18 protein-coding genes are annotated in these 24,152 nt (G+C 62.0%); 13 read left to right on the top strand and 5 right to left on the bottom strand.

The window, feature by feature from the left end; all coding sequences use genetic code 11:
- Positions 1 to 558 precede the first annotated feature (558 nt).
- On the top strand, positions 559 to 1,455 hold the full coding sequence (locus HS122_01175; protein MBE7537008.1) for an archaeosortase/exosortase family protein: 897 nt from the start codon (positions 559 to 561) through the stop codon (positions 1,453 to 1,455).
- 21 nt (positions 1,456 to 1,476) lie between these two features.
- Complete coding sequence (locus HS122_01170) at positions 1,477 to 4,698, top strand: tetratricopeptide repeat protein (protein MBE7537007.1); 3,222 nt, start codon at positions 1,477 to 1,479, stop codon at positions 4,696 to 4,698.
- 313 nt (positions 4,699 to 5,011) lie between these two features.
- Here the strand turns inward: HS122_01170 and HS122_01165 are convergent, their stop codons facing one another.
- Positions 5,012 to 6,070 (bottom strand): adenosine kinase, encoded by a 1,059-nt coding sequence (locus HS122_01165; GenBank protein MBE7537006.1) that lies wholly within the window; start codon positions 6,068 to 6,070, stop codon positions 5,012 to 5,014.
- 97 nt (positions 6,071 to 6,167) lie between these two features.
- On the opposite strand from HS122_01165, the gene HS122_01160 reads away from it, so the two are divergent.
- The 5 genes from HS122_01160 (at position 6,168) to HS122_01140 (ending at position 11,666) form a co-directional block, all read left to right on the top strand.
- A complete protein-coding gene (locus HS122_01160) occupies positions 6,168 to 6,359 on the top strand; it encodes a hypothetical protein (GenBank protein ID MBE7537005.1) in 192 nt (63 codons plus the stop codon).
- Between the two features lie 87 nt (positions 6,360 to 6,446).
- Positions 6,447 to 8,069: a CTP synthase gene (locus HS122_01155; protein ID MBE7537004.1), complete on the top strand. Its 1,623-nt coding sequence runs from the start codon at positions 6,447 to 6,449 to the stop codon at positions 8,067 to 8,069.
- Positions 8,070 to 8,075: 6 nt separating this feature from the next.
- Entirely contained in the window at positions 8,076 to 8,870 is a 795-nt protein-coding gene (kdsA, locus tag HS122_01150) for a 3-deoxy-8-phosphooctulonate synthase (GenBank protein ID MBE7537003.1), read from the top strand.
- A gap of 79 nt (positions 8,871 to 8,949) precedes the next feature.
- Positions 8,950 to 10,569: a beta-ketoacyl-ACP synthase 3 gene (locus HS122_01145; GenBank protein ID MBE7537002.1), complete on the top strand. Its 1,620-nt coding sequence runs from the start codon at positions 8,950 to 8,952 to the stop codon at positions 10,567 to 10,569.
- A gap of 362 nt (positions 10,570 to 10,931) precedes the next feature.
- On the top strand, positions 10,932 to 11,666 hold the full coding sequence (locus tag HS122_01140) for a VPDSG-CTERM sorting domain-containing protein (protein ID MBE7537001.1): 735 nt from the start codon (positions 10,932 to 10,934) through the stop codon (positions 11,664 to 11,666).
- Between the two features lie 25 nt (positions 11,667 to 11,691).
- Here HS122_01140 and HS122_01135 read toward each other — a convergent pair whose 3' ends face one another.
- The gene (locus HS122_01135) at positions 11,692 to 12,489 is read right to left on the bottom strand and encodes a 16S rRNA (uracil(1498)-N(3))-methyltransferase (GenBank protein ID MBE7537000.1); all 798 of its coding nucleotides are present in this window, start codon (positions 12,487 to 12,489) and stop codon (positions 11,692 to 11,694) included.
- Between the two features lie 313 nt (positions 12,490 to 12,802).
- On the opposite strand from HS122_01135, the gene HS122_01130 reads away from it, so the two are divergent.
- The 3 genes from HS122_01130 to HS122_01120 all read left to right on the top strand — a co-directional run bounded on the left by HS122_01130 (position 12,803) and on the right by HS122_01120 (position 17,705).
- Positions 12,803 to 13,045, top strand: a complete 243-nt coding sequence (locus HS122_01130) for a hypothetical protein (GenBank protein ID MBE7536999.1) — start codon at positions 12,803 to 12,805, stop codon at positions 13,043 to 13,045.
- A gap of 188 nt (positions 13,046 to 13,233) precedes the next feature.
- A complete protein-coding gene (mfd, locus tag HS122_01125) occupies positions 13,234 to 16,689 on the top strand; it encodes a transcription-repair coupling factor (GenBank protein ID MBE7536998.1) in 3,456 nt (1,151 codons plus the stop codon).
- Complete coding sequence (locus HS122_01120) at positions 16,686 to 17,705, top strand: peptidyl-prolyl cis-trans isomerase (protein MBE7536997.1); 1,020 nt, start codon at positions 16,686 to 16,688, stop codon at positions 17,703 to 17,705. The genes mfd and HS122_01120 overlap by 4 nt, the downstream gene beginning before the upstream one ends.
- Positions 17,706 to 17,728: 23 nt before the next feature.
- Here the strand turns inward: HS122_01120 and HS122_01115 are convergent, their stop codons facing one another.
- The gene (locus tag HS122_01115; protein ID MBE7536996.1) at positions 17,729 to 18,004 is read right to left on the bottom strand and encodes a DUF167 domain-containing protein; all 276 of its coding nucleotides are present in this window, start codon (positions 18,002 to 18,004) and stop codon (positions 17,729 to 17,731) included.
- Positions 18,005 to 18,017: 13 nt separating this feature from the next.
- Entirely contained in the window at positions 18,018 to 19,514 is a 1,497-nt protein-coding gene (locus tag HS122_01110) for a PLP-dependent transferase (GenBank protein ID MBE7536995.1), read from the bottom strand.
- Positions 19,515 to 19,709: 195 nt separating this feature from the next.
- Between HS122_01110 and HS122_01105 the strand changes: the two genes are divergently transcribed.
- Both HS122_01105 and HS122_01100 read left to right on the top strand, forming a co-directional pair.
- On the top strand, positions 19,710 to 20,810 hold the full coding sequence (locus HS122_01105) for a hypothetical protein (GenBank protein MBE7536994.1): 1,101 nt from the start codon (positions 19,710 to 19,712) through the stop codon (positions 20,808 to 20,810).
- Between the two features lie 85 nt (positions 20,811 to 20,895).
- Positions 20,896 to 21,573, top strand: coding sequence for a DUF3299 domain-containing protein (locus tag HS122_01100; GenBank protein ID MBE7536993.1), 678 nt, complete (start codon positions 20,896 to 20,898; stop codon positions 21,571 to 21,573).
- 75 nt (positions 21,574 to 21,648) lie between these two features.
- On the opposite strand, the gene HS122_01095 is transcribed toward HS122_01100, so the two are convergent.
- A complete protein-coding gene (locus HS122_01095; protein MBE7536992.1) occupies positions 21,649 to 22,101 on the bottom strand; it encodes an acetolactate synthase in 453 nt (150 codons plus the stop codon).
- A 185-nt stretch (positions 22,102 to 22,286) separates the two neighbouring features.
- On the opposite strand from HS122_01095, the gene HS122_01090 reads away from it, so the two are divergent.
- Positions 22,287 to 24,104 (top strand): phosphoenolpyruvate carboxykinase (GTP), encoded by a 1,818-nt coding sequence (locus HS122_01090; protein ID MBE7536991.1) that lies wholly within the window; start codon positions 22,287 to 22,289, stop codon positions 24,102 to 24,104.
- Positions 24,105 to 24,152: the final 48 nt, after the last annotated feature.

Genomic DNA, 24,152 nt, shown 5'->3' with positions numbered 1-24,152 from the left:
TTTCACGCGGAGGATGGAGAGCAGGGTGGCTCGGGCTTCCAGCCCGCAGTCGGCATTGGGTCAATTTGAAAGGTGGAGCTCGGAAGACGGAATTTTTCACGCGGAGGCGCGGAGGGCGCGGAGAAGACGAGGAATGGATTTGGAGGTTGGATGTCAGATTTTTGATTATTGGAGGGGCACGCTTTGTCGTGACCTGGGGACGGGCGTCGCGAAACGGAGACGGAGGGTTTCACGCGGAGGCGCGGAGATCGCGGAGGACGGAAGGCGGTCAGAGGTCAGTCGGAATTGTCCTCTCAATTTCGCGTCTTTGCGTGAGAATCTCCGGCGTTGTTCCGCGAGTCGCGTCCCCTGGTCACGACGAAGCGTGCCCCTCCAATTTGCGGATGGGACCTCCGGCGTTGTGGCGCGAAGCGCGTCCCTTGGTCAGGACGGAGCGTGCCCATCCAGTTTGCGGAGTGGACCTCCGGTGCCGTTGCGCAATGCGCGTCCCCGGGTCAGGACGGAGCGTGCCCCTCCAGTTTTTGGGGTGAACTTCTGTCTTCCGCCATATTTCCCACCGTGCCTCACCTGAAAAAATTCCTGATTGCATCCGCGGGTGTGACGCTTGCGATGCTGCCGTTGCTGGTGCCGTTCTTCTCGTTCTCGCTCGAGAATACGCTGTATTCGCACGTCATACTCATACCGTTCGTCAGCGCCTACTTCATCTACCTGAGGAGGGAAAAATTCGAGGCGAACTTGGGAGGCATTCAGTGGCTCGCTGTTGTCACACTGCTGGGCGCCGGGGCGAGTCTGTACTATCGCCTGGCCGGGCAGCCGGCGTCGCCGGAAAATGCGATGGCTGCGGTTGCGTTTGCCTATGTGGCCTGCATCTGGACCGCGGCGCTGCTCACGCTCGGTCGCGCGAATCTCAAGCGGCTCCTTTTCCCCCTGCTGTTCCTGTTGTTCATCATTCCCTTTCCAACGCAGGTGGAGGCGGGCATCGAGCGGTTTCTCCAGTATGGATCGGCCGAGTGCGCGTACGGGATGTTCAGCCTCGCGGACACGACGCTCTACCGGGAGGGGCTGGTCTTCAACCTTCCCGGCATCAGCCTGCAGGTCGCACCCGAATGCAGCGGCATCCGCTCCTCGCTCGTGCTGCTCATCACGAGCATCGTCGGCGGGCAGCTCTTCCTCCGATCGAAGGTGAATCGTGTGGCCCTGGCGCTTTTTGTGATTCCGCTGGCGCTGGTGCGCAATGGATTCCGGGTCTTTGTTCTGGGCGAGCTTTGCGTGCATGTCGGGCCGCACATGATCGACAGCGCCATCCATCATCAGGGCGGCCCGATTTTCTTCCTGCTGTCGCTGATTCCCTTCTTCGGATTCGTGTGGCTCCTGATGAAATGGGAGCGACGCAAGGGAGCGGCTGATGGAATTGCGGGAAAACCCGCGAGCGAATCCAGCTCCTCCGGGGTCTGAGGCTGTTGAACTCCGATATCCGTGCTGAATCGACAAACAGGCATTTCGTTTCTGGGGGTGTGCGTGGCACTGCTGCTTGTCGCGGGCTGTTCCGTGGAGTCGCGCAAGGCGAGCCACACGCGGCGTGCGGAGGAGTATCTCGCGGAGGGCAGGCTGGATCGCGCCGAGATCGAGTATCTGAATGTGCTCAGGCTCGACCCCAAGGCGGGCGATCCACTGGGAAAACTGGGGCTGATTTATTTCGAACAGGGACAGCTCGGGCGCGCGCTGCCATATCTTGCGCGGGCCATTGAGATCAATGGAAAGGATCTGACCTCCCGTGCCAAACTCGCCTCGCTGCTGCTCTCCGTGGGCAACCGCACCCAGGCGGCCACTGAAGCGGAGAAGATTCTGGAACAGGATCCGGGCCACCCGGAGGCCATCGTGATGCTTGCGGAGTGCGCGTCGACCCCGGACGAGATCAGGAAGGTCATGGACCGCCTCGACCGGGCGGGTGAGGGCAGGGAGTCGAGTGCCGCGGCGTGGGCGGCGCGCGGGATTCTTCTGGCGAAGGAGGGCAAACCCGGGGACGCGCTGCAGGCGCTGACGAAGGCGGTGGAAATCGACGACGCCTTCGCCCCCGCGCACTCGGCACTGGCGGCGCTGCATGTTGCCAGGGAACAAACGGCGCAGGCGGAGCGCGAGTTTGCCCGGGCGTCTGAGCTCGCCGGACCGAGGTCTCCGAAAACGCTGCAGTATGCGCTGTTCAAGGCGCGCTCGGGCGATGTGCCTGGTGCGCGCCGCATATTGGAGGACGTGATCAAGCAGGCACCGGACTACGTGCCGGCGGTCCTGCGGCTGGCCGATGTCATGGCGAAGGAGGGGCAGTACGCGGAGGCGGAGAAGGTGCTCCAGCCGATTCTGACCCGTGTGCCCAACCATCCGGAAGCACTGCTGGTGAGGAGCCGGATCTATCTCGCGGAAGGGCGCCCGGACAAGGCTGGCGTCGATGTGGATCTTCTGACGCGCATGTATCCGAATTCGCCCGAGGCGCACTTTGAGGCGGCCCGGGTTTTTCTTGCCAAGGGTGATCCGGCGCGCGCCCTCGACAGCCTGCACCTCGCGATCGAAGCGAACCCGGAGTACTGGGACGCCATCCTGCTCAAGGCGCGCGTGCACCTGAACCAGGGTGAGGCTGTGATGGCCGGCAAACTCCTGACCGGTCTGCTGGAAAAACAGCCGGCAAACGGGGACGCGCTCTTCCTGCTCGTCGACGCCTGGCGCGCGCAGAAGAACCTGTCCGCCGCGCTGGAGACCTGCGAGACGCTGGAGCGCTACCATCCGAATCGTGAAGCAGTGGCCTACCTGCGCGGCGAGCTGCTGCGGCAGTTGAACCGCCCGGTCGAGGCCCGCGCGGCGTTCGAGCAGGCGCTCATCCGTGATCCGAACTCGGTGCGCGCGCTCGACGAACTCGTCATCCTCGACGTGCAGGACCGCCATCTCGAGCAGGCGGTGGCGCGGGTGCAGGCCGAGGTCCGGCGAAGACCGGATGTGGCGGGGCTCCGCACCACGCTCGGAAAGCTGAATCTCATCCGAAGGGATCCGGCGCGGGCCGAGGAGCAGTTGAAGCAGGCGGTGATGCTGGATCCGAAGTCTTCGCTGGCGCATGTCCTGCTGGCCCGCCTGTATCTGGACACGGACAGGCAGGATCTGGCGATCGCGAGCCTGGTCGAGGTGGTGGCGTTGAATCCGCGCGACGAAGGCGCGGCGATGCTGCTGGCGTCACTTTATGAAAAGCGCGGCGACATCGGCAGCGCCAGGAAGGCGTATGAGAACCTGATCCAGGCGGTGCCCAATGCGGCACCCGCCCTGAACAACCTCGCGTGCCTCCTGGAGAAGCACACGAAGGAGCTGGAGCGCGCCTACGAACTCGCGCGGCGCGCCCGCGAGCTGCTGCCGGGCGATGCGTCGGTCGCCGACACGCTGGGCTGGATCCTGTATCGGAAAGGTGAATACAAACTGGCGCTGGCGATGCTGCGCGAAAGCGCGGCGAAGTCGCCGGCCGCGGCGGAGGCGCATCACCGGCTGGGCATGGTCCTGTATCTCCTTGGCAGCGAGAAGGAGGCGCTGGCGGAGCTGTCGCAGGCGGTGCGGCTCGGCCTGGCGGCGGACGGAAGGGAGGATGCGGTATCCAGGATTTCAATACTTGAGCTGAGGGCCGGCGGGGCGGAAAAGGCGGATGACGCGGTGCTGCGGGCGCGGCTCGCGGCACACCCGTCGGATCCGCTTGCGCTGATCACGCGCGGAGATTTTGCTCTCGCGCGCGGGCAGCCCGATCAGGCGATGGAGAGCTACCATGAGGCGGCGCTGTCGAGTCCCCAGAACGGGCTCGCCCAGATGGGGCTTGCGCGGGCGGAGTTTGCGCGCGGCAACACGTCCCGTGCTCTGGATTATGCGCGTGACGCGCGGACCCTGATGCCGGAGAGCGTTGATGCCCTTGCCCTGCTGGGGAGGCTGGCCTTCGCCTCGGGCGATTTTACCTGGGCCAGCACGCTGCTGCAGGACGCCTTTCGGCAGCGCGCCACCGATCCCTCGATCGCGCTGGATGCCGCGCGGGCCGCCTACAGCCAGGGAAGAATCGAGGATGCGCTTCGGGTTTTTGCGGTTGTGGCGGCGCGTTCACCGACGAAGGACCTGGAGGAGCAGGTGGAACTGATTCGCGCCCAAGCCGGCGGTGCGCCGTACGCGGCGTCGGTTGTCGCTCTGGCGCGGGTCCGATTGAGGAGCCATCCGGAGGATGTGCCGTCGCTGATGGTGGTGGCGGGTGCGGGGGAGGCTGGGGAGACGGCTCAGGCGCTTGAGACCGTGCTGAAGCTCTATCCGGATTTTGCGCCGGCGAAGCGTGAGCTTGCGCTCTTTCTGGCGAGGCAGTCGGAGAAGAACGATGACCGGGTGGTCAAAATCGCCTCGCAGGCGCTGGATGTTTATCATGGTGATCTCGCGCTGGTGAAGGTGCTCGCGCTTTCAACGGCGCGCCTTGGCCGCTACCAGGTGGCGCTGCCGCTGCTGGAGCGTGCGGTCGAGGCGAACAAGAGCGACGCGAAGCTGTGGTACTACCTGGGTGTGACCCGGCAAGGAGTGGGAAGCCGGGATTCGGCAAGGACCGCGCTGGAGACCGCGGTGCAACTCGGCGGGCTGTCGTCCGAGCTTGCGGAGGACGCGCGGAAGCGGATCGAACGTCTGCGGATCAAGGATGGGGAATAGGTGCAGGGAGTCGGGAGGCGGAGATCGGAGGGGTTAAACGCGGAGGCGCGGGGACGCGGAGGGAGGGGGACTTTTGCCAACTGGAGGGGCACGCTTTGTCGTGACCAGGGGACGGGTGATGCATAACGGAGACGGAAAGTTTCACGCGGAGCCGCGGAGCACGCGGAGAAGGAATTTTTTTGTAGATTGGAGGGGCACGCTTCGTCGTGACCGGATCGATGATTGTACGAAAATCGGAATTTGGAGCGGCGTCGTGAATTGATGGATCGAATGAAGAATCAGCCGGCGTTGTAGCGCGAAGCGCGTCCCCTGGTCACGACGGAGCGTGCCCCTCCAATTCGGTCGGGGATCGGACGGCGGCGGGTGAAAGTCCGCGGGTCTTTACTTCAGACCAATGGGTCGAGGGGATGATGGGGCCCATGTGGCGGACGGTTTCGGCTCCCATGTGGGATGCGAGGGCGCCGCTGCGGCGGTGCGGCCAGCCGTGCAGGTAGCCGTAGAGAAAACCCGCGGCCCAGGCATCGCCCGCGCCGTTGGTGTCGACGACATCGGGCACGCGCACCGGCTCGATGCGTTCGATCGAACCATTCTGCGCCAGCCATGCGCCGTCGGCGCCGACTTTGACCGCGGCCAGGACCCCGAGTGAACCGAGTTCCCTGGCAAGGTCGTCGTAGGTTGCCGTGGCGCGGGAGGGAAACAGGGCGCGAATTTCGTCCTCGTTGGCGAACACGACATCGATCCCGTGCTTGAACTGGGAAAAAAGCCAGTCGCGCGTGGCACCCACGACTTCAAAGGAGGAGAGGTCGAAACTGACGGTGCTTCCGGCCCCGCGGGCCGCCGCCAGGGCGCTTTCCGCGAGTGCTCGATTGAAAGCCAGGTAGCCCTCGATGTGCGCATGCCGGCAGCCTGCGAAGTCTGACACGCGAATCTCCTCCGGGGCCAGCGTCAGGGCGGCCCCCAAGTCGGTGCGCAGCGTGCGCTGCGCGTCCGGAGTCACCATGGCCAGACACCGGGCATTGGCCTGGTCGCCCTGCTTGAAGCGGGATCCGTCAACGCCGGCGCCCTCGAATTCCGAACGGTAGCGCCGCGCAACGGCATCGTTTCCCAGTTTTCCGAGAAAGGTTGTGCGCAGGCCGAGACGGCTCGCATTGAAGGTCACGTTCGCGGCCGAGCCGCCCGTCGACTGCGCCGGGGCTGTCGGCAGCATTTGAAGGATCGACTGCATTTCCGCGTCATTGACGAGCACCATGCCGCCCTTTTCTCCGGCGACCCGCCTGAGGAAAGCGTCAGGAATGGGCGCCATAAGATCCATGATGGGCGAGCCGACCCCGATGAGATCGAAGTGCGAGCGTGCGGAACCAGATGATTGCATTATTCGCAGCGTGCCCGGTTGAGCGGGTGAGGGGCAAGCGACTAATCCGCGGGGCATTTGGCTGGCGAAATGAGAGGCGCGGCGTTCAATCGCCAGGATGATCTTTTCTGCGGCGATGCTGGATGCACTCTCGGCCTACCCGCGCTGGTTTGTTGTGCCCTGTTTGATCCTGGCAGGCATTGGCATCTTGTGGATTCTGTCCAAGGTTTTGAAGTGGAGCCTCTGGACTCTGGCGATTGTCGCCGTGATCGGGTTGGTGGCGCTGATGGCTGCCGCACTGATCGGGTGAGGTTGCGGGCGGGGGCGTGGCCGGGCCCGCGACAGAATTCCGGGCTTTTTCTTGCCCCTGTCGGACCGGCCCGGTTAACCCTTTTCGATGAAGTATGTCTTCGTGACGGGCGGGGTGGTGTCATCCTTGGGCAAGGGCCTGACCGCAGCGGCGCTCGGGGCGCTGCTGGAGATGCGCGGGCTCACGGTGCGGATTCAGAAGTTCGACCCCTACCTGAATGTCGATCCCGGCACGATGAGCCCGTTTCAGCACGGTGAGGTCTATGTGCTCGAGGACGGTGCCGAGACCGATCTCGACCTGGGGCACTACGAACGCTTCACGAGCGGCAAGCTTTCGCGCCTGAACAACCTGACCTCCGGGCAGGTTTACGAGAGTGTCATTCAGAAGGAACGGCGCGGCGACTACCTCGGAAAAACGGTGCAGGTCATCCCGCACGTCACGAATGAGATCAAGGAGCGGATCTATGCCGGGGGCAAGGATGTCGATGTGCTGATCACGGAGATCGGGGGCACGACCGGTGACATCGAAGGCCTGCCGTTCCTTGAGGCGATGCGCCAGTTTGCGCTCGAGGTTGGGGTCAATGACACGATTTTCATCCATGTCACGCTCGTGCCCTACCTGAAGGCGGCGGGTGAATTGAAGACCAAGCCCACGCAGCAGTCGGTGGCGAAGCTGCGCGAGATCGGCATTCAGCCGGATGTGCTCGTGTGCCGCTGCGATCACCCGCTGGACAGCTCGCTGCGCGACAAGCTCTCGATGTTCTGCAATGTGCCGGTCAAGGCGGTCATCGAGTGCCGCGATGTGCCGCATTCGATCTACGAGCTGCCGCTGGCGCTTCAGAAGGAGGGCATGGATGATCTAGTGCTGGATCTTTTCGGGCTCAAGATTCCGCCGCCGAAGAAGAATGTCTGGGAGGAGATCGTGCGCAGGGTGGTGCAGCCCGCGCACGAGGTGCAGATTGGCGTGGTCGGGAAATACATCGAGCTCCAGGACGCCTACAAGTCGGTCTACGAGTCGCTTGCCCACGCAGGCATCGCGAACAACTGCCGCGTCAACGTGGTGCGGATCGATGCCGAGGATCTGGAGAAGAAGGGCGGGCTCGCGCAGCTCAAGGAGCTCGACGGCATTCTTGTGCCCGGAGGCTTCGGTGATCGCGGGACCGAGGGAAAAATCGCCGCGGCGCGGTATGCGCGCGTGAACAAGGTGCCGTACTACGGGCTTTGTCTGGGGCTTCAGATCGCGGTGATCGAGTATGCGCGCAATGTACTCAAGCTGACTGAGGCGAACTCGACGGAGTTTGACGAGAAGTCGCCGCATCCGGTGATCAACATGATGGAGGAGCAGAAGAAGATCATCGACAAGGGGGCGACGATGCGGCTCGGCTCCTACGAGTGTGCGCTGACGCCGGGAACGCTGGCCCACAAGGCGTATGGAAAATCATCGGTTCGCGAACGCCACCGGCATCGCTACGAGGTGAACAATGCCTATGTCGGGCAGTTGCAGCGCGGCGGGATGCTTGTCAGCGGCATCAATCCGCGGCGCAACCTCGTCGAGATTGTGGAGATCGAGAAGCACCCCTGGTTTGTCGGCGTGCAGTTCCACCCCGAATTCCAGTCGAAACCGAGCGCTCCGCACCCCCTGTTCGCGGCCTTCATCGGAGCGGCATTGAAAGGGCGAAGGAAGCGCCGCACCGCGGTGCGCCGCAGGTGATCCGCCATGCTTTTCGACACCAAACGCCTGCTGCTGATCGCGGGCCCCTGTTCGCTTGAGAACGAGTCCGTCTGCCGCGCGGTTGCCGAGACGCTCGTGCGCCTGCGGGAGAAACACCACGAGCTGAACATTGTTTTCAAGGGATCCTTCGACAAGGCCAACCGCACGTCACTCGCCGGTGAGCGGGGCACGGGGATGGACGAGGGCCTGAGACTGCTGGCCCTGATGCGGAAGGACTATGTGTTTCCCATCATCACCGACGTGCACGAGAGCCATCAGGTGGCGCCGGTCGCGGCGGTCTGTGATGCCGTGCAGATCCCCGCCTTCCTGTGTCGCCAGACTGATCTACTGCTGGCGGCGGCGGGCACAGGGCGGGTGGTCAATGTGAAGAAGGGGCAGTTCCTGTCGCCGCAGGAAATGACCCACGTCGTTGCCAAGCTGAGGGAGGGCGGTGCGGGCGAAATTTGGCAGACGGAGCGTGGCACCACATTTGGTTATCAGAATCTCGTGGTGGACATGCGATCGTTCGGCATTCTCAAGACAAATGGGTGTCCTGCGATTTTCGATGCCACGCATGCCGTGCAGCTTCCGGGTGCGGCTGGGGGGAAAAGTGGCGGACAGCGCGAATTTGTACCGCCGCTTGCAATGGCGGCGCTGGCCGCGGGGGCGGACGGGCTTTTTGTGGAAACCCACCCCGATCCTGACCATGCCATTAGTGATGGTCCCAACATGATTCAGATCAATCATTTGCCGGAATTGATCTCGCGGTGCCTCGGAGTTTGGCACAGCGTTCGCGGCTGATACAGGTACCGTTTGCGACCCAGTCACCGGAATTGACCGGCTCTCCGGGAGCGCCACGTTACCAAGAATACCAGCGAGCATGGAAACGTTTCTTATCGATGTACCGATGCCCTCCATGGGGGCTACTGTCAGCGAGCTCACCGTGATTGATGTCAAGGTGGTTCCCGGCTCCAGGATCGCCAAGGGCGAAAAGATAGCCGAACTGGAGAGCGACAAGTCGGTTTTCGAGTATGAGGCGCCGTGCGACGGCCAGATCGTGGCCGTGCGCTGCCGTGCGGGTGATATTGTTCCGACCAACGGTCCGTTTCTGAAGATTTCGACGGGTGACATTGCGATGAAGCACCTTGAATCGACGGATCCGATCGAGGCTGTGGTTCCGGCCGGCCATGGGACGGCGGCCGCACCATCGCAGACGATCAAGACCGCGGTGACGCATGCTCCAACGGTGGCTGCGGTTTCGGTGTCGCCTGCGCCCGTGCGCCGGGCTCCAACAGCCATCCCCGCGCCGCAAGTGAATGGGGCTCAATGGACTCCCCGGGCGTTGAAACTTGTGCAGGAAGCCGGGCTGGATCCGGCGTCGGTGTCCGGTATACAGGCCACCGGACCTGGTGGCAGAATTTCGGGTGACGATGTCACCCGGTACCTTGCGCAGGTGCCGGTCAGGGGTGTTGCGAAGCCGGCAGTGGAGCCTGCGATGGATGCTTCCTGTGCGGCTGAGACCGTGTGCATTGCCGGGGTGGGGTACGCGGTTCCCCAGAACATCCGGCCGACGAGCGAGATCCTGCGGGCGTTTCCCGATCGCACGGAGGAGGAGATGCTCAGACTGACGGGGATCAAGGAACGCCGGTATGCGAGCGACGATGAGACGGCGACGAGCCTTGCGGCGACGGCGGTGAAGCATGCGCTGGAGCAGGCGGGGATGTCCGTCGAGCAGATCGATGGAATCATTCTTGCGACGATCATCCCGGACCAGCCCGTGCCGTCCATGGCTTCGGCGCTTGCGATGCACCTGGGCATCCCGAAGGCGCTGGCGTTTGACATCAATGCCGCGTGTTCGGGATGGCTGTATGCGCTTGAGATTGGGCGGTCCTTCATACGCGGTGGTACGGCGCGCCATATCATTGTGGTGACGGCGGAGCTGCTTTCCCGGATCACGAATCCCAAGGATCATGAGACTGCGTTCCTGTTTGGAGATGGTGCCGGGGCGGCCATTCTGACCGACGCTCCGGGTGGACACCGGCTGCACCGCATGGCCCTTTCGGGAGACGCGACGCAATTCGCCGCGATTCAGCGCCGCGGAGGGGGGGCGAAGCGGCCGTTTCTTGCCCCGGGCGGAGCGGACCAGGCGGACTTCTACCTTCAGATGAACGGTGCGCTGGTTTTCAAGAGCGCCGTGGTGGGGTTTGCGGATCAGATAGAGGCGACGCTGAAGCGGCACGGGCTTGCGCCGGACGATATTGCGTGGGTGGTGCCCCATCAGGCGAATGAGAGAATCCTTCGGGCCGTCAGCAAGCGCATCGGCATTCCATTCGAAAGGGTCGTGATGACGATTTCTCGCTATGGAAACACGAGCGGGGCTTCGGTCTCCATGGCGCTCGGGTGGGCGGCGCAGGAAGGTATTTTCCAGCCCGGCGACCGCATCATTTTCTGCAGCGTGGGGGCGGGCCTGACGTTTGCGGGCGGCCTGCTGGTTTGGTAGCGCTCTCGAAGCGGCGGGCAGGGGACGAATTCCACGAAAGACTGGCTGAGTCGGGCGGCGATTTGAGGGTCGGCGCAACTGCGCGGAATTCCCAGCGGACCCTACGTGTAACTACGTGTCTTGTTTCTTCACACAGTATTTACGCGTTTCCAGGAAAGCGTCGGGTGGCGTGACACATTCATGATTTGGAGTGAGGCATTTCGCCGGTACGTATTTATTCTAGCCGTGGATTAGCAATTGTTCAAAGCTTTTATCATCAAATAGATGCGAGTCTATTTGCAAAACCTGCGTGTGAAATTCTGAAGCTGGCACCGGTCCAGCTTACTCGGAGGTCACTGGCAATTCCAACTTCACCCACCATCATGACCATTTCTCATTTCAAGATCTCACGGTCCTTCGCCGCGCTCGCCATGGCAGCGGCATTCGCATCAACCGGCATCGGCGCAACGCTAAAGATTTCAACCAACGCGTACTCAAACGGCAATGGCTTGGGAGGGGGCTCCTACACGATCAGCAATTCGTCTTTGGACACCTCAGCCTATGCTCCCGTAAGTCTTGTTGGAGGAGCGGGCACATTCGAGTCCTTTTGCCTGGAGTATACGGAGTATTTCAGTCCCGGCTCGACCTACAATTATACCATCTCGGGTGCGGCCACGGCCGGCAGCGGTGGGGCCGTGGGCGGGCAGGATCCAATATCCATGGGAACGGCTTGGCTGTATTCGCAGTTCGCGAGTGGCACCCTGAGCGGATTCGACTATGGGTCCGGTCGGAAGACGAGTAACAACGATCTGCAGCTCGCGTTTTGGTTCTTTGAAGATGAGACCCCGCTCATTTCGAGTTATGGCTCGTACGGCACGGGAAGCGGAAACGTGTTTCTAAATGCCGCCGTGACGTATTTTGGTTCGGTCGCCAATGCCAAGGCTGATTCCAATGGCGCCTACGGAGTGAAGGTCCTCAATCTCACCGACGACAGCGGCCACAACAAACAGTCGCAGCTCTACGTTTCGGTGCCCGATGCGGCGTCAACGCTGGGCCTTCTTGGCCTCGGACTCGCAGCCATCGCCGGAATCCGGCGCCTGAGCAGGCGTCGCGAGTAAGTTTTTTCAGCCAGCCATTTGTTTTTCATATGCCGGAGGGCGACCCTGCAAGGTCGCCCTCCTTTTCTTTTGCGGACAGAAGCTCGTGGCGGAGAATCGCGATGGCCGCGACGGTGGCGGTTTCACAGCGGAGCACGAGCGGACCCAGTGTCACGGCTTGAAACCCAGCTGCCTTTGCCGCCGAGAGTTCATCAGGACTGAAATCGCCCTCCGGACCAATGAGGATGATGGTCCGTTCGGGCATGCGACCGTGGTGCTCGCGGTGTTTTTCGAGCACGACCTTAAGCGGTCGGGCCTCCGGCTGCAACGAGGCGATCAGGCCGAGATCGTGGGTCGACGCACGCCCGAGGAAAGCCGTCATGTCTGCAATGGGCGCGATCTCGGGAAGCCAGGGGTTTCCGCACTGCTTGGCTGCTTCGAGCGCACTGGTCTGCCAACGCTCGTGCTTGCGGTCGCGGCGATCGCCGTCGAGGTGAACCTGGCTGCGTTCACTCAGGATCGGATGGATTCGACGCACGCCGAGTTCCGTCGCCTTCTGAACGATCGAGTCCATGAGCGTCCCCTTGGGCAGTGCCTGGGCGAGCTCGATCGTGCAGGGAAGCGGCGGGGCGGTGTGTGTTGCGCGGATCAGGAGGCGCGCGCCGCGTTTGTCGGCCTTGACAAGCTGGGTTTCCCACTCCCGTCCGTGGCCGTCGAACGCGACGACGCGGGCGCCAGCCGACGCGCGATTCACCACCACGAGATGATGGGATTCCTGCGGCGAGAGATGAATTTCCGCAGCGCTGACGGCCACGGGCTGGCAATGGACTCGGTAGTCGGACATGAACGCGCAGGGTTGATCGTGCGGGGGCGATTTCGTGTGCGCAAGAAAGAGTCACCGGGCACGGTTGCGCCCCGTCGCCTGCCGCGGAAACAGTGAAGGCGCCGGGAGCTTGCACGCCCGGCGCCTTCGCCGACTAAACAAACAACAACATGAACTATACAAAAAGAACGAGCAGCGCAGGAAACACCGCCACAAGGAATGACGCAGCGGATGAAAATCCGTTCAAAGCCCGGGAAAAATTCCCCTGACGCATCGTTGTTGCGCATGGCATTGCGCATGACTATGAGAGCATCAAAGATGGAGGGCTTGCGGAATGTCAGCAGACGCCCAGAATGCATTTATGACAGCAACTGACGTGATTCATCAGCTTCAGATTCTGCCTCCGCAAGAACTGTCGAAGGTTCGCGACTGGCTTGCTGAACAGGATGAGGAGTCGCCCGAACTCCTGGCGGCCATTGATCAAGGCTTGCACTCGCTGGAGTCAAAAGGCGCTCGGGCAACGACCCGCGAGGAACTCGAAAACAAAGTTCGGCGATGGGCTGGCAAGTCGCGTTGACCGACGAAGCTGACCACCGGTGTGGTAGAAATTATCCGAATCTGGGACAATCGCCGAAATCCCGCTTTGCTGAAGTTTTAGCAGGTGGGACATGGAATTAGTCCATTGGACAAATGAAGTCAGGCGGTTGGCGGACAGGCCGGGGGGTTGCGTCTGACGGCAACAGTTCTCATTGATGCTTGTTTCTCATGTCCGTCCTCAGTGGGATTCATCGCCAGAAGCATGTTGGGATATGTCAGGCGGCCCGCGGTGCGGTCATCGATCAACTGACCCGCGATCATCCGCGGTCTGTCTGGGTGGTGCTTGCCCAGGACTTGAGGATGGCTGAACAACTCGCGGAGGACATTGCCTTTTTTCATGGAGCAGGCGGAGACACTCGAGGTCTTGATGTGCTCCTGTTTCCGGAGGCACGGGCCGGTGTGATGGAAATGCGCGAGGCGTTTTCGGCGTCGGCCGACCGCCAGACCGTGCTCTCAAGGCTGCGGGCGCGGCGGATGAACGAGATGGGCGCGATGTCGGCGAATGAGCCGGGCCTGATGGTGGTCACAACGCCCGCCGCCCTGTCGCAGCCGGTGCCTGCGCTGGAGGCGTTCGCCAAACGCGAGTTTTCGCTCGCACGCGGCCAGGTGCAGTCGTTTCAGGGGCTCCTCGAAACCCTGCGCGCCATCGACTATGACTGCGAGGCGGTGTGCGAGTCGCCGGGTCACTACGCCGTCAGGGGAGGCATCATCGATGTCTATCCCATCACCGCCACGGAACCGTACCGGCTCGATTTTTTCGGGGACGAGATCGAGGACATCCGGGCGTTTGATCCGGTGACACAGCGCTCGGGCGCGGGAGTGGATCGCATCATGCTGTCGGCGTCGCCAAGACTGAAGCTGGCGACCTCGAACATTGGAATCGCGGATTATCTCCCATCCGGGATCCATCTGGTCGTGGTCGAGCCCGCGGGCATCGAGCCGGCGATCAGTTCGGTGGAGCGCGAAACGCCTGGCATGTTCAGCGGGCTGCTGGGGCGCACGGCGCGCCTTCTTGGGTTGAGTGAGTTTGACGAGACCTCCGCGCTGTTCGAGGGAGACGATGTGGAGGAGGTGGTCTGGGCTGCGGAAAGCCTGCAGCATCATCGCTCCTATCCCGGCGATGCGCTGGTCGCGCAGGAGCGCCTGCACGGCGAGGCCGAGGCGCGCCGGGCGTTTCTCACGACGCTGGGCGGATGGCAGCGACTGGGATACGGGCTGGCATTTGTCGTCTCGAAGGAGGGCGAGGAGAAGCGGGTCAGGGAAATTCTCGAGGAGGAGGGCATGTCCGGAAAACTTCAACCCGTGTGGATGCGAGGCGGGTTGAATGAGGGGTTTCGGGTGACTTTCGGCATCGCGGATCTGGACCATGTGCAGGGTGAAGGAGAGGGGACCGCGCGATTGGGCTGGAGCAGTCTGACCCGAAAGCGCGGCCTTGTCGTGGTGACCGAGACCGAGCTGTTCGGCCGGCAGCGCGCAAGACGCACCGGCGGGGCAAAACGCGCGATCGTGCAGCGGGCGCAGGTCGATCAACTGCTCGACTTCTCGGAGCTGGTCGAGGGCGATCACGTGGTCCACCTGCAGCATGGCATAGCCATTTTTCGCGGACTCGCGAAAATCGACACGGCCCAGGGTGTGCGCGAGGTGATCTCGGTGGAGTTCGATGATGGCGTGACCCTGCACGTGCCCCTTCAGGAGTCGCACTTGATCAGCCGTTATGTCGGCCTTTCCAAGACGCGACCGCAACTGGGGCGGGTCGGTTCGGGCCGCTGGGAAAAGACACGTCAGGCGGCGGAGCGGGCCACGCTGGATCTGGCTGCGGAACTTTTGCGGATCCAGGCCTCGCGCGAGGCGCAGCCTGGGCATGCCTTTCCGCCGGATGGGGAGTGGCAGAAGGAGTTTGAGGCGTCGTTTCCCTACACGGAGACGCGGGATCAATTGAAGGCGATAGAGGAAACGAAATCCGACATGGAGCGGACCCGCCCGATGGACAGGCTCATCTGCGGCGATGTTGGTTTCGGCAAGACCGAGGTGGCCCTGCGCGCGGCGTTCAAGGCGGTGCAGGGCGGGAGGCAGGTGGCGATCCTTGTTCCGACGACGGTTCTGGCCCAGCAGCACCTCAACACCTTCCGCGAGCGCATGGCGGGATATCCCATCGCCGTGGAGATGGTCAGCCGCTTCCGCACGCGAACCGAAATCGCCAGGGTGCTCGCGGCGGCCGCCGTCGGGCAGGTGGACATTTTGGTGGGCACGCATCGACTCCTGCAGCGGGATGTTGTGTTCAAGGATCTGGGGCTTGTGGTGATCGACGAGGAGCAGCGCTTTGGCGTGCGGCACAAGGAACGTTTCAAAACGATGCGCTCGACGGTCGATGTGATGTCGATGAGCGCGACGCCGATTCCGCGCACGCTCTACATGGCGATGACGGGGGCCAGGGACATCAGTGTGATCGAGACCGCCCCCACCAACCGGCATCCCATTCAGACGATCGTGAAGACCTACGATGAGAAGCTCGTCGTCGATGCGGTGCGACACGAGATCGCGCGGGGAGGGCAGGTGTTTTATCTTCACAACCGGGTGCAGACCATAGATCTCGTTGCGACCCGGCTGCGCGGCCTCATGCCGGATCTCAGCATAGGAGTCGGGCATGGCCAGATGGAGTCCGATGAACTTGAGAAACTCATGACTGAGTTTGTGGCCGGCAACTACCAAGTCCTTGTCTGCACGACGATCATTGAGAGCGGACTCGATATTCCGAACTGCAATACGATCATCATCGAAGGTGCGGACAGATTCGGGCTGTCGCAGCTCTATCAGTTGCGGGGCCGCGTGGGGCGGTTCAAGCACCAGGCGTACGCCTACCTGCTGCTTCATCGTCACACCCGCATGCTGGAGATTGCGCGCCAGCGTCTGAACGCCCTGCGCACGCACAACCAGCTTGGAGCGGGCTTCCGCATTGCGATGCGCGATCTTGAGCTGCGCGGCGCGGGCAATCTGCTGGGTTCCGAGCAGAGCGGCCACATTGTGGGTGTGGGATTTGAATTGTACTGCCAGTTGCTGCGACAGTCGGTTGCACGCCTGCGCGGGGAGAAGCGGGCGGCGGCCATCCGGGCCGCTGTCAAACTTGACTTCGTCTTTGTCGGAGAGGGCGATCCTGCCGTGGGTGTCGGCGCCCGGACCCGCGGACATGGGGTCAGCTACACGGCTGTCAAGGCTGCCGAGCATGACGCCGATGGAGCGGTGCCCGTCGACAGCATCCAGGCCCGGATACCCAGCACCTACCTATCGGAGACCCGCCTGCGAATCGATTTCTATCGCAAACTGGCGATGGCGGAGAGCTTGGATCAACTGAAACACATTGAAAACGAGCTGCGCGACCGGTTTGGCAAGTTTGGCGATGGCATCAGGGCGTTGCTCCTCGTGACGGAAATACGAATCCGAGCGGAACAAAAGGGCATCATTTCCGTCGAAACAGAATCCACGCGATTGAAATGTCTCAGGGCGAGCGGCCGCCGGGATGACTTTGTTATGCCGGGTGCCCGGTTTCCGCGATTGACCGCCCCGAAACCACTTCTACGTTTGAGGGAAATAGTCACATTCTTGAACAATCTGCCAAAATCCGAATGACCGGCTCTCGAAGAAAACCATGCGCATCCTGGCTCAGCATTGCGGCCCTGGCCGTGCTTGCGGGGTCCCTGATTCTTGTCCGGGCCCAGGCTGCGGGGGCGGACGGCAAGGATGACTTTCAGTTTGCAAATGGCATCGCCGCCATTGTGGAGAGCAAGATCATCACGGTGGAGGACATCCGTCGTGACATTGCCCCGCTGGTTCCGGAAATCCGGCGCGATGCCAAGAACGAACAGGAGTTCAACCAGAAGCTTGAGGCGGCGCAGGATGAAATCATCCAGGGAATCATCGATCGCGAGCTGATCGTGAAGGAGTTTCGCAAGGATGAGAAAAAGCGGATCCCGGAGAGTTACGTGGACAACGAGGTTGCGGAGACGCAGATCACCCAGTTCGACGGGGATCGCTCGAAGTTTCTGGCGTACCTGCGCAGCCGCGGCCAGACGCTGCGCGACTACCGCCGCGAAGTGGAGGAGAACATCATATTCGGCTACATGCGCCAGCAGCAGCGCAAGTCGCAAAGCACCGTGAGTCCGGTGAAGATCGAGACCTTCTACAACGAGAACAAGGAGCGGTTTTTCCAGGAGGACCAGGCCCACATGCGCCTGATTCAATTCACACGCAGGGCCGGGCAGACCGATGCGGAACTCCGGACGATTGCGCAGGCCGCGCTCGACCGGATACATGCCGGAGAGAAATTCGAGGACGTCGCCCGCGAAGTCTCGCAGGAGTCGCGACGGGCCAAGGGAGGCGACTGGGACTGGCAGAGACGATCGGACCTGAAGCCGGAATTCAGCGATCCGCTGTTCAAGCTCAAGAAGGGTGAAACGAGCGACATCATCCTTACGCCGGAGGGAGCCTTTCTACTCCACGTGGATGATCGCAAGTATGCCGGCATCCAGCCCATCGACGACGTGCGCGAGCAGATCGAGCGCATTCTCATCCAGCAGAGCGCGCGCGTGTCACAGGAGCGGTGGCTGGAGCGCCTTCGCCGCAACGGCTACGTGAAGCATTTCTAGGTCGTTCGGGCGACTGACCGGGATCAATCCGTCCGCAGTCGAGCCTTCGTTTCCTCGAGGGAGAGTCCTTCGATGCCAACGAGTTTCTGGCGGGATTTTTCGCCTTGGAGCAGCGTGATCCGGCGCGGCGGAATGCCAAGCGCGGCAGAGAGAAACTGACGCAGCGCCTCGTTGGCCCGGCCTTCGAGAGCCGGTGCGCGCAGCTTGACCTTGAGCAGCGCCCCCTGCCATTCGCCAATTGAATCGCGACTCGCGTTGGGCACGACTTTGATGGCAAGGCGGCAGCAGGGGGAGGCCATGATCGGCGAAACCCTATTCCAGCGCCTCGCGAAGCGCGGCAATTATTTCATCGGCGGGTTCGCATCCGACGGAAAGCCGCATGAGGTCGGGAGGAAGGTTGTTTGCCCGCAGAACCTTCCGGCCCTCCTCCGAGACGACCAGATCGTAGTGGGCGAGGTAGATGAAGGGACAGATCAGCGTCGTCTTCATCCCGAAGCTCGGACCCTTCGGCAGCCGCAGACGATCGTAGAAATCGGCGAAGTCGCCCTTTACGGTAAAGCTGAGCACACTGCCGATGCATTCCGGGGAGCGGGCCAGATTGAGGTAGTTGGCCCGTGACTCCGCTCTGAGCGTCCACAGGACTGACTCAATGCGCGGATGGCTTTCAAGAAACCGTACCACCGCCGCGGCATTCGCGTTCGTTGTTTTGACGACGGTCGAAGTGTCGCCTATCTGGGCGGCGAGGCGATGCATGTCCCGTGGATAGATCGGTTCCAGTTCCGTCGCGATCGCCTCGCGCAGGGACCGGGCGTCGGGATTCGACGGATTCACGATGACGGCGCCGAAGAGGATGTCGCCTTCATTGGCCGAATATTTGGTCAATGAGTTGACCACCAGGTCGGCATGCGGGAGCACATCGATGTTGAGCGGCGAAACCACCGTGGGATCGACCACAAGAAAGGCGCCGGCGGATCGACAGAGTTCATGCACCGCTGGCAGATCGGGAGTCTGAATGAGGGGGTTGGTGGGAACCTCCGTGACCATGCCGGCGATTTCGGATCCGCGCTCCGCGAAGACACGTCGCAGGCCTTCGAGGTCAAAGACGTTTCCGTGAAAGTGATAGTTTTCAGGTCCTCCGCTGAACTTCCTGAGAATCGCAATCGTATCGAGGTAGAGCCAGCCAAGTTGAACCCACAGTCTGCGCCCGCGGGTCGCCTGCAATTTTGAGATGGCATGATAGCCCGCCCAGATCGCGTTCATTCCGCTGTTCGCAAGAAGGATGTCGGAGTCCTGGGCTGGAGCGAACGCTCCGCGGAGGTAGCGCCGGATTCGTCCCTCCGCATCATCCCTCAGGGCGAGTTCCGGCTCCGCGGCAGACTTTTCGCCGACGCGGATCAGGTAGTCCTCGGCCGCGCGACTTGAAGGCAGGGCACCGGCATGCTGAAGCCAGGTCTTCGCCCGCGCGAAGGTGTCTGGATCAGCGGGGAATGCGACGCCCTGCATGCCGTGGCGGGAGACTACGGTGCAGGCCGCGGGGGAAAGCCATTGGGTCAATTGACGGGCTGCCCTGATCGAGGACGTCAGCCAGAGCTGATGGCCGTCGAGTCCGTGCAGCTTGAGAAGGTGCCCTGCGACCTGCCGGAGTAGTGGATGCTGGACGAATCGAGGGTAGCCGGACGTCATCCGGCTTGTGATGGCCGGATCCTTCTCTTCGTAGCCGATGACGGCACGCATTGTGGGCAGGCTGCAGGAGACGCCGTGCAGGCTGTCGGGAATACGTTGTCCGAGCGGCAGATGGGAGAAGGCCATGGATGATGCGAACCCCCAGCTTCGCGCCTGGTGTCGGTTGATGGCAACTCCTGATACATTGAAGCGATCCACGATCGCCGGCTTTCCTCCACAACGTGACGTTGACCTCTTGCGCAGATCGGGTGAGGTGGCAGCACTGCCCATATGAAGAAACAAGCGCTCCGGACCCCCTCTCGATTGATTCCAACCTGGTCATTGCAAAATGACGCGGTCGAAGCCTCCCTGACGGAGGTCGGAGGCATGCTGGGGCCGGTCAAGTTCAGGCTTTCAGGTGGAAGAGTGGTTTCTCCTCTGGCGGTGGCACCTTGGTCAGGGGAGGAGCTGCCGGGCGACCTGCCTCCCTTGCTGCAGAATCTCAGGGGGGATTTTTTCTGCGCCCCGTTTGGTGGCAACGCGACACCTTTCAAGAGCGAGAAACATCCGCCGCATGGTGAGCCGGCAAACAGTCGCTGGACGCTTGATGCGACTACCCACGCCGGCGATGCGGTCACTCTTCACGCGCATCTCAAGACGGCGGTGCGACGAGGACGCATCGACAAGCGCGTCACCCTGCGACAAGGCCAGTCCGCAGTGTACTGCGAACAGGTCATGCAGGGATATTCCGGACGGATGGCCATTGGAACGCATCCGTGCCTGCAGTTTCCGGACAAGGAGGGAGCGGGGCGAATCTCGGTCGGTCACTGGCACTGGGGCCAGGTGCTTCCCGTGGAGTTTGAGAGCCCCGCATCCAAGGGGTATTCAAGCCTCAGGCAGGGAGCGGTCTTCAAATCGCTTTCCAAGGTGCCGCTTGCGCGTGGCGGTTACACCGACCTGTCGACTTATCCAGCGAGGCGTGGATTTGAGGATCTTGTGATGCTGGTGGGCGATGGCGGCGCGCCGTTTGGGTGGAGCGCGGTGACGTTTGCCGATGAGCGCTATGTCTTCCTTCAGTTGAAGAATCCCCGGGTGCTTCGGCACACGATTCTGTGGATTTCCAATGGCGGGAGGCACTATGCGCCGTGGAATGGACGGCATGTCAATGTTCTGGGGTTGGAGGAAGTCACCGCCTATTTCCATCTCGGGCTTGCGGAATCGGCCCGGCCCAATCCGCTCTCAAGACGGGGAATCCCGACGTCGGTGACGCTTTCGCCGCGCGTTCCGTTGCGGGTCGCAACGATCATCGCGGCGGTGCCGGTTCCGGCGGGCTTTGATGTTGTGAGTGATGTGCGTGCGATTGAGGGCGGCGTCGAACTGCGTTCCTCTTCCCGCAAGCGTGCGGTTGCAACGCTTGATCTCGGTTTTGTCATGGGCAGGTGAGTGTGCCGGCATGTTCCGGTGTGAATTGAGATTTTGACGAAGCAGCGCCCTTGTGCAGTTTTGGTCTGAAATGAATGCCCGCTTCATGAGAATTTTCGCGATTTCCGCCGCTGCCGCCGGGGCGGCGTCTCTTTCCGTCCAGGCTGCATTGTTCCCGTCTGGGGCAATCATGGATCACATCCTGTGCTGCGGTACGGATGCGAAGACTGCGCTTCACGCTATGGGAGATCCGCCTTCAAGATTTTCGCCCGCCCTGGCCGTTGTGGCGGCCGCGGCCCCCTCCGCGGCGACGGAGGTCGCTTCGGACAAGCGGGAGTCGCGACCGGACCTCGAGCAGGAGAATGGATACGTCAAGATCGGCTTTGACCGCCTCGCGAGTTATGCCTTCAGGGTGCCCGAGTTTGATCCTGCGGCGAACCCTAATGTGTCTCCTCCCACTGGCGAAGAGCAGATTCCCGCCTGGCTGAAGGAGCTGAGTGGTCGCAAGGCAAAGGTCACGGGCTTCATGCTGCCGACAAAACTCGAGGACAGCCTCGTCACCGAATTCCTCCTGCTCAGCGATCCCATGATGTGTTGTTACGGTGCGGTTCCCGAGATGAACCAGTGGATCGTCGTGAAGATGAAGAAGGGTGGCGTGAAACCCATTCAGGATGTGCCAGTGTCGTTTTTTGGCGATCTGAAGGTCGGCGCGATGTTTGAGAACGGCTACATGACGGGCATCTACGCGCTCGACTGCGACAAGATGGGCGAGATTCAGGAGTAGTCGCGGGTGCCCGCGACTGTGGCGGGAGTTGCGCGCCAGCCGCTGCTGTGCCCGGCGTGAAGCAGGGTGCGATGGCTACCGCGAGATGTCCCGCTGGGTCAGGACCTTGAATCCCTGTTGACCCAGCGACTGCGCTGCGACGTCGGCATCCTCCACATTCAGCGCGAGCGCCGTGCGATCTCCGGGGCGCTTGATGAAGGAGTAGACGTAATGGATGTTGATCTCCGTCATCAAAAGGGCCCTCAGCACCGCCTCAAGGTCGCCTTCGTCGTTGATTTCGACCGCGAGCACATCGCTTTCGCCAAACGGAAAATCATTGTTGATCATCAGTTCGCGGGCCTTGTCGGGATCGTCAACGATCAAGCGAACAATGGCGCTGTCAGTGGTGTCGAGGACGGTGAGTGCCACGACATGGACCTCGTTCGACTTCAGGAGGGCGATGAGATCATGGAGGCGTCCCACCCGGTTTTCGGCGAAAACAGAAAACTGTTTTACTGGATCGCTGGTGGTTGAGGTCGTGACGTCCATGAGATTGGCGAGATTGGCGAACCATGCTGTGGGAGGGTGGTGGTGCGGTCAATCCAAGGCGCAGGCCCTGGGGGGGAGGCGGCGGGCATTCAATAGGATTCTGCATGGTATTTCATGCCTTTAAATTGAAGCGCGGGCGGCTTTACGGTTTGCCGCGGTGAGCCGGGCTGCCTACCATGTTTTCCATGAAACGCGATGTCACCCTTCCCATCAGTTCGAATCCCAATCTCCTGAAATGGGTGGCCAAGATGGCGGATCTGACCCAGCCTGCATCAATCCACTGGGTGGACGGCTCACAGGAGGAGAACGAGGCAATCTGCAGCCAGATGGTGGCGAACGGCACGTTCATCAAGCTGAACGAATCACTCTGGCCGGGGTGCCACTATGCGCGGTCGGACGCCGGCGATGTGGCGCGCGTGGAGGACCGCACCTTCATCTGCTCGCTTTCCAAGGACGCGGCGGGGCCGACAAACAACTGGGAGGATCCGTTTGAGATGCGCAAGAAGCTCAAGCGCCTTTTTGCCGGCTCGATGCGGGGTCGCACGATGTATGTGCTTCCGTTCAGCATGGGGCCCGTGGGCTCGCCGATGGCGCAGATCGGCGTGCAGCTTACGGATTCGCCCTACGTGGTCGTCAACATGCGCATCATGGCGCGGATCGGGCTGACGGTTTTCAAGGAGATCGACAAGGCCGAGAAGCGCGTGGTGCCCTGCCTGCATTCGGTCGGCGCGCCGCTGGATCCGGGGCAGAAGGATGTTCCCTGGCCCTGCAATCCCGAGAAGTACATCGTCCATTTCCCCGAGACGCGCGAGATCTGGTCGTATGGCTCGGGATACGGCGGCAATGCGCTGCTTGGGAAGAAGTGCTTTGCCCTGCGCATTGCGTCGAACCTTGCGCGCGACGAGGGATGGATGGCCGAGCACATGCTGATCCTTGGCGTGGAGAATCCCGAGGGCGAAAAAACCTATGTGGCGGCCGCGTTTCCGAGCGCGTGCGGCAAGACGAATTTCGCGATGATGATCCCGCCACCGGCGTTTGAAGGCTGGAAAATCTGGACCGTGGGCGACGACATTGCATGGATCAAACCGGATGAGCATGGCCACCTGCACGCCATCAACCCCGAGGCCGGCTTCTTCGGCGTCGCCCCGGGCACGTCGGTGAAGACAAATCCGAACGCCATGGCGGCGCTGGCCAGGAACACGATTTTCACGAATGTCGCGCTGACACCGGACGGCGGCGTCTGGTGGGAGGGCATGACGGAAACACCGCCGGCGGAATGTCTCGACTGGCAGGGCAGGCGGTGGACGCCGGAGATCGCCCGCACGACCGGCGCGAAGGCCGCGCATCCCAATGCGCGCTTCACGGCTCCGGCTTCGCAATGTCCGACGATCGATCCCGACTGGGAGAAACCCACGGGAGTGCCGATCAAGGCGTTCATCTTTGGCGGGCGGCGGGCCACGACGATGCCTCTGGTCTATCAGGCGTTCAACTGGAGCGCGGGTGTCTACACCGGCGCGACGATGGGCTCGGAAATGACGGCAGCGGCAGCGGGCACGGTCGGCAAGGTCCGGCGCGACCCCTTTGCGATGCTTCCCTTCTGTGGTTATCACATGGGCGACTATTTCCGGCACTGGATCAAGATGCAGCGCTCGCTGACGGAGACGCCCCGCATTTTTCATGTGAACTGGTTCCGCAAGGATGCGGACGGGAAGTACATCTGGCCGGGTTTTGGGGAGAACATGCGCGTGTTGAAGTGGATCGTTGACCGCGCCCGGGGCAGGACGGTGGGCAAGGAAACGCCAATTGGCTGGCAGCCCCGTTACGAGGACATCGAGTGGAAGGACCTGGATTTCTCCAAGGAGAAATTCGAGCAGCTTCAGGCGGTCGACCGCAGGGCCTGGCGCGCGGAAATTATTGGACATGAAGAGCTTTTCATCGACCTGCACGATCATCTTCCCAAGGAGCTCGTGTACGAGCGCGAGCTGTTGATCTGCCGGATGTGAATCATGCGCTGACTTGAGTGGGCGCTCGTGCGACCGCGGGTGGCCACG

The sequence above is a fragment of the Opitutaceae bacterium genome (genome assembly GCA_015075305.1).
GTDB lineage: Bacteria > Verrucomicrobiota > Verrucomicrobiia > Opitutales > Opitutaceae > UBA6669.
The sequence above is the reverse complement of the archived record's forward strand: the minus strand, read 5'-3'. Positions and strand labels throughout refer to the sequence as shown.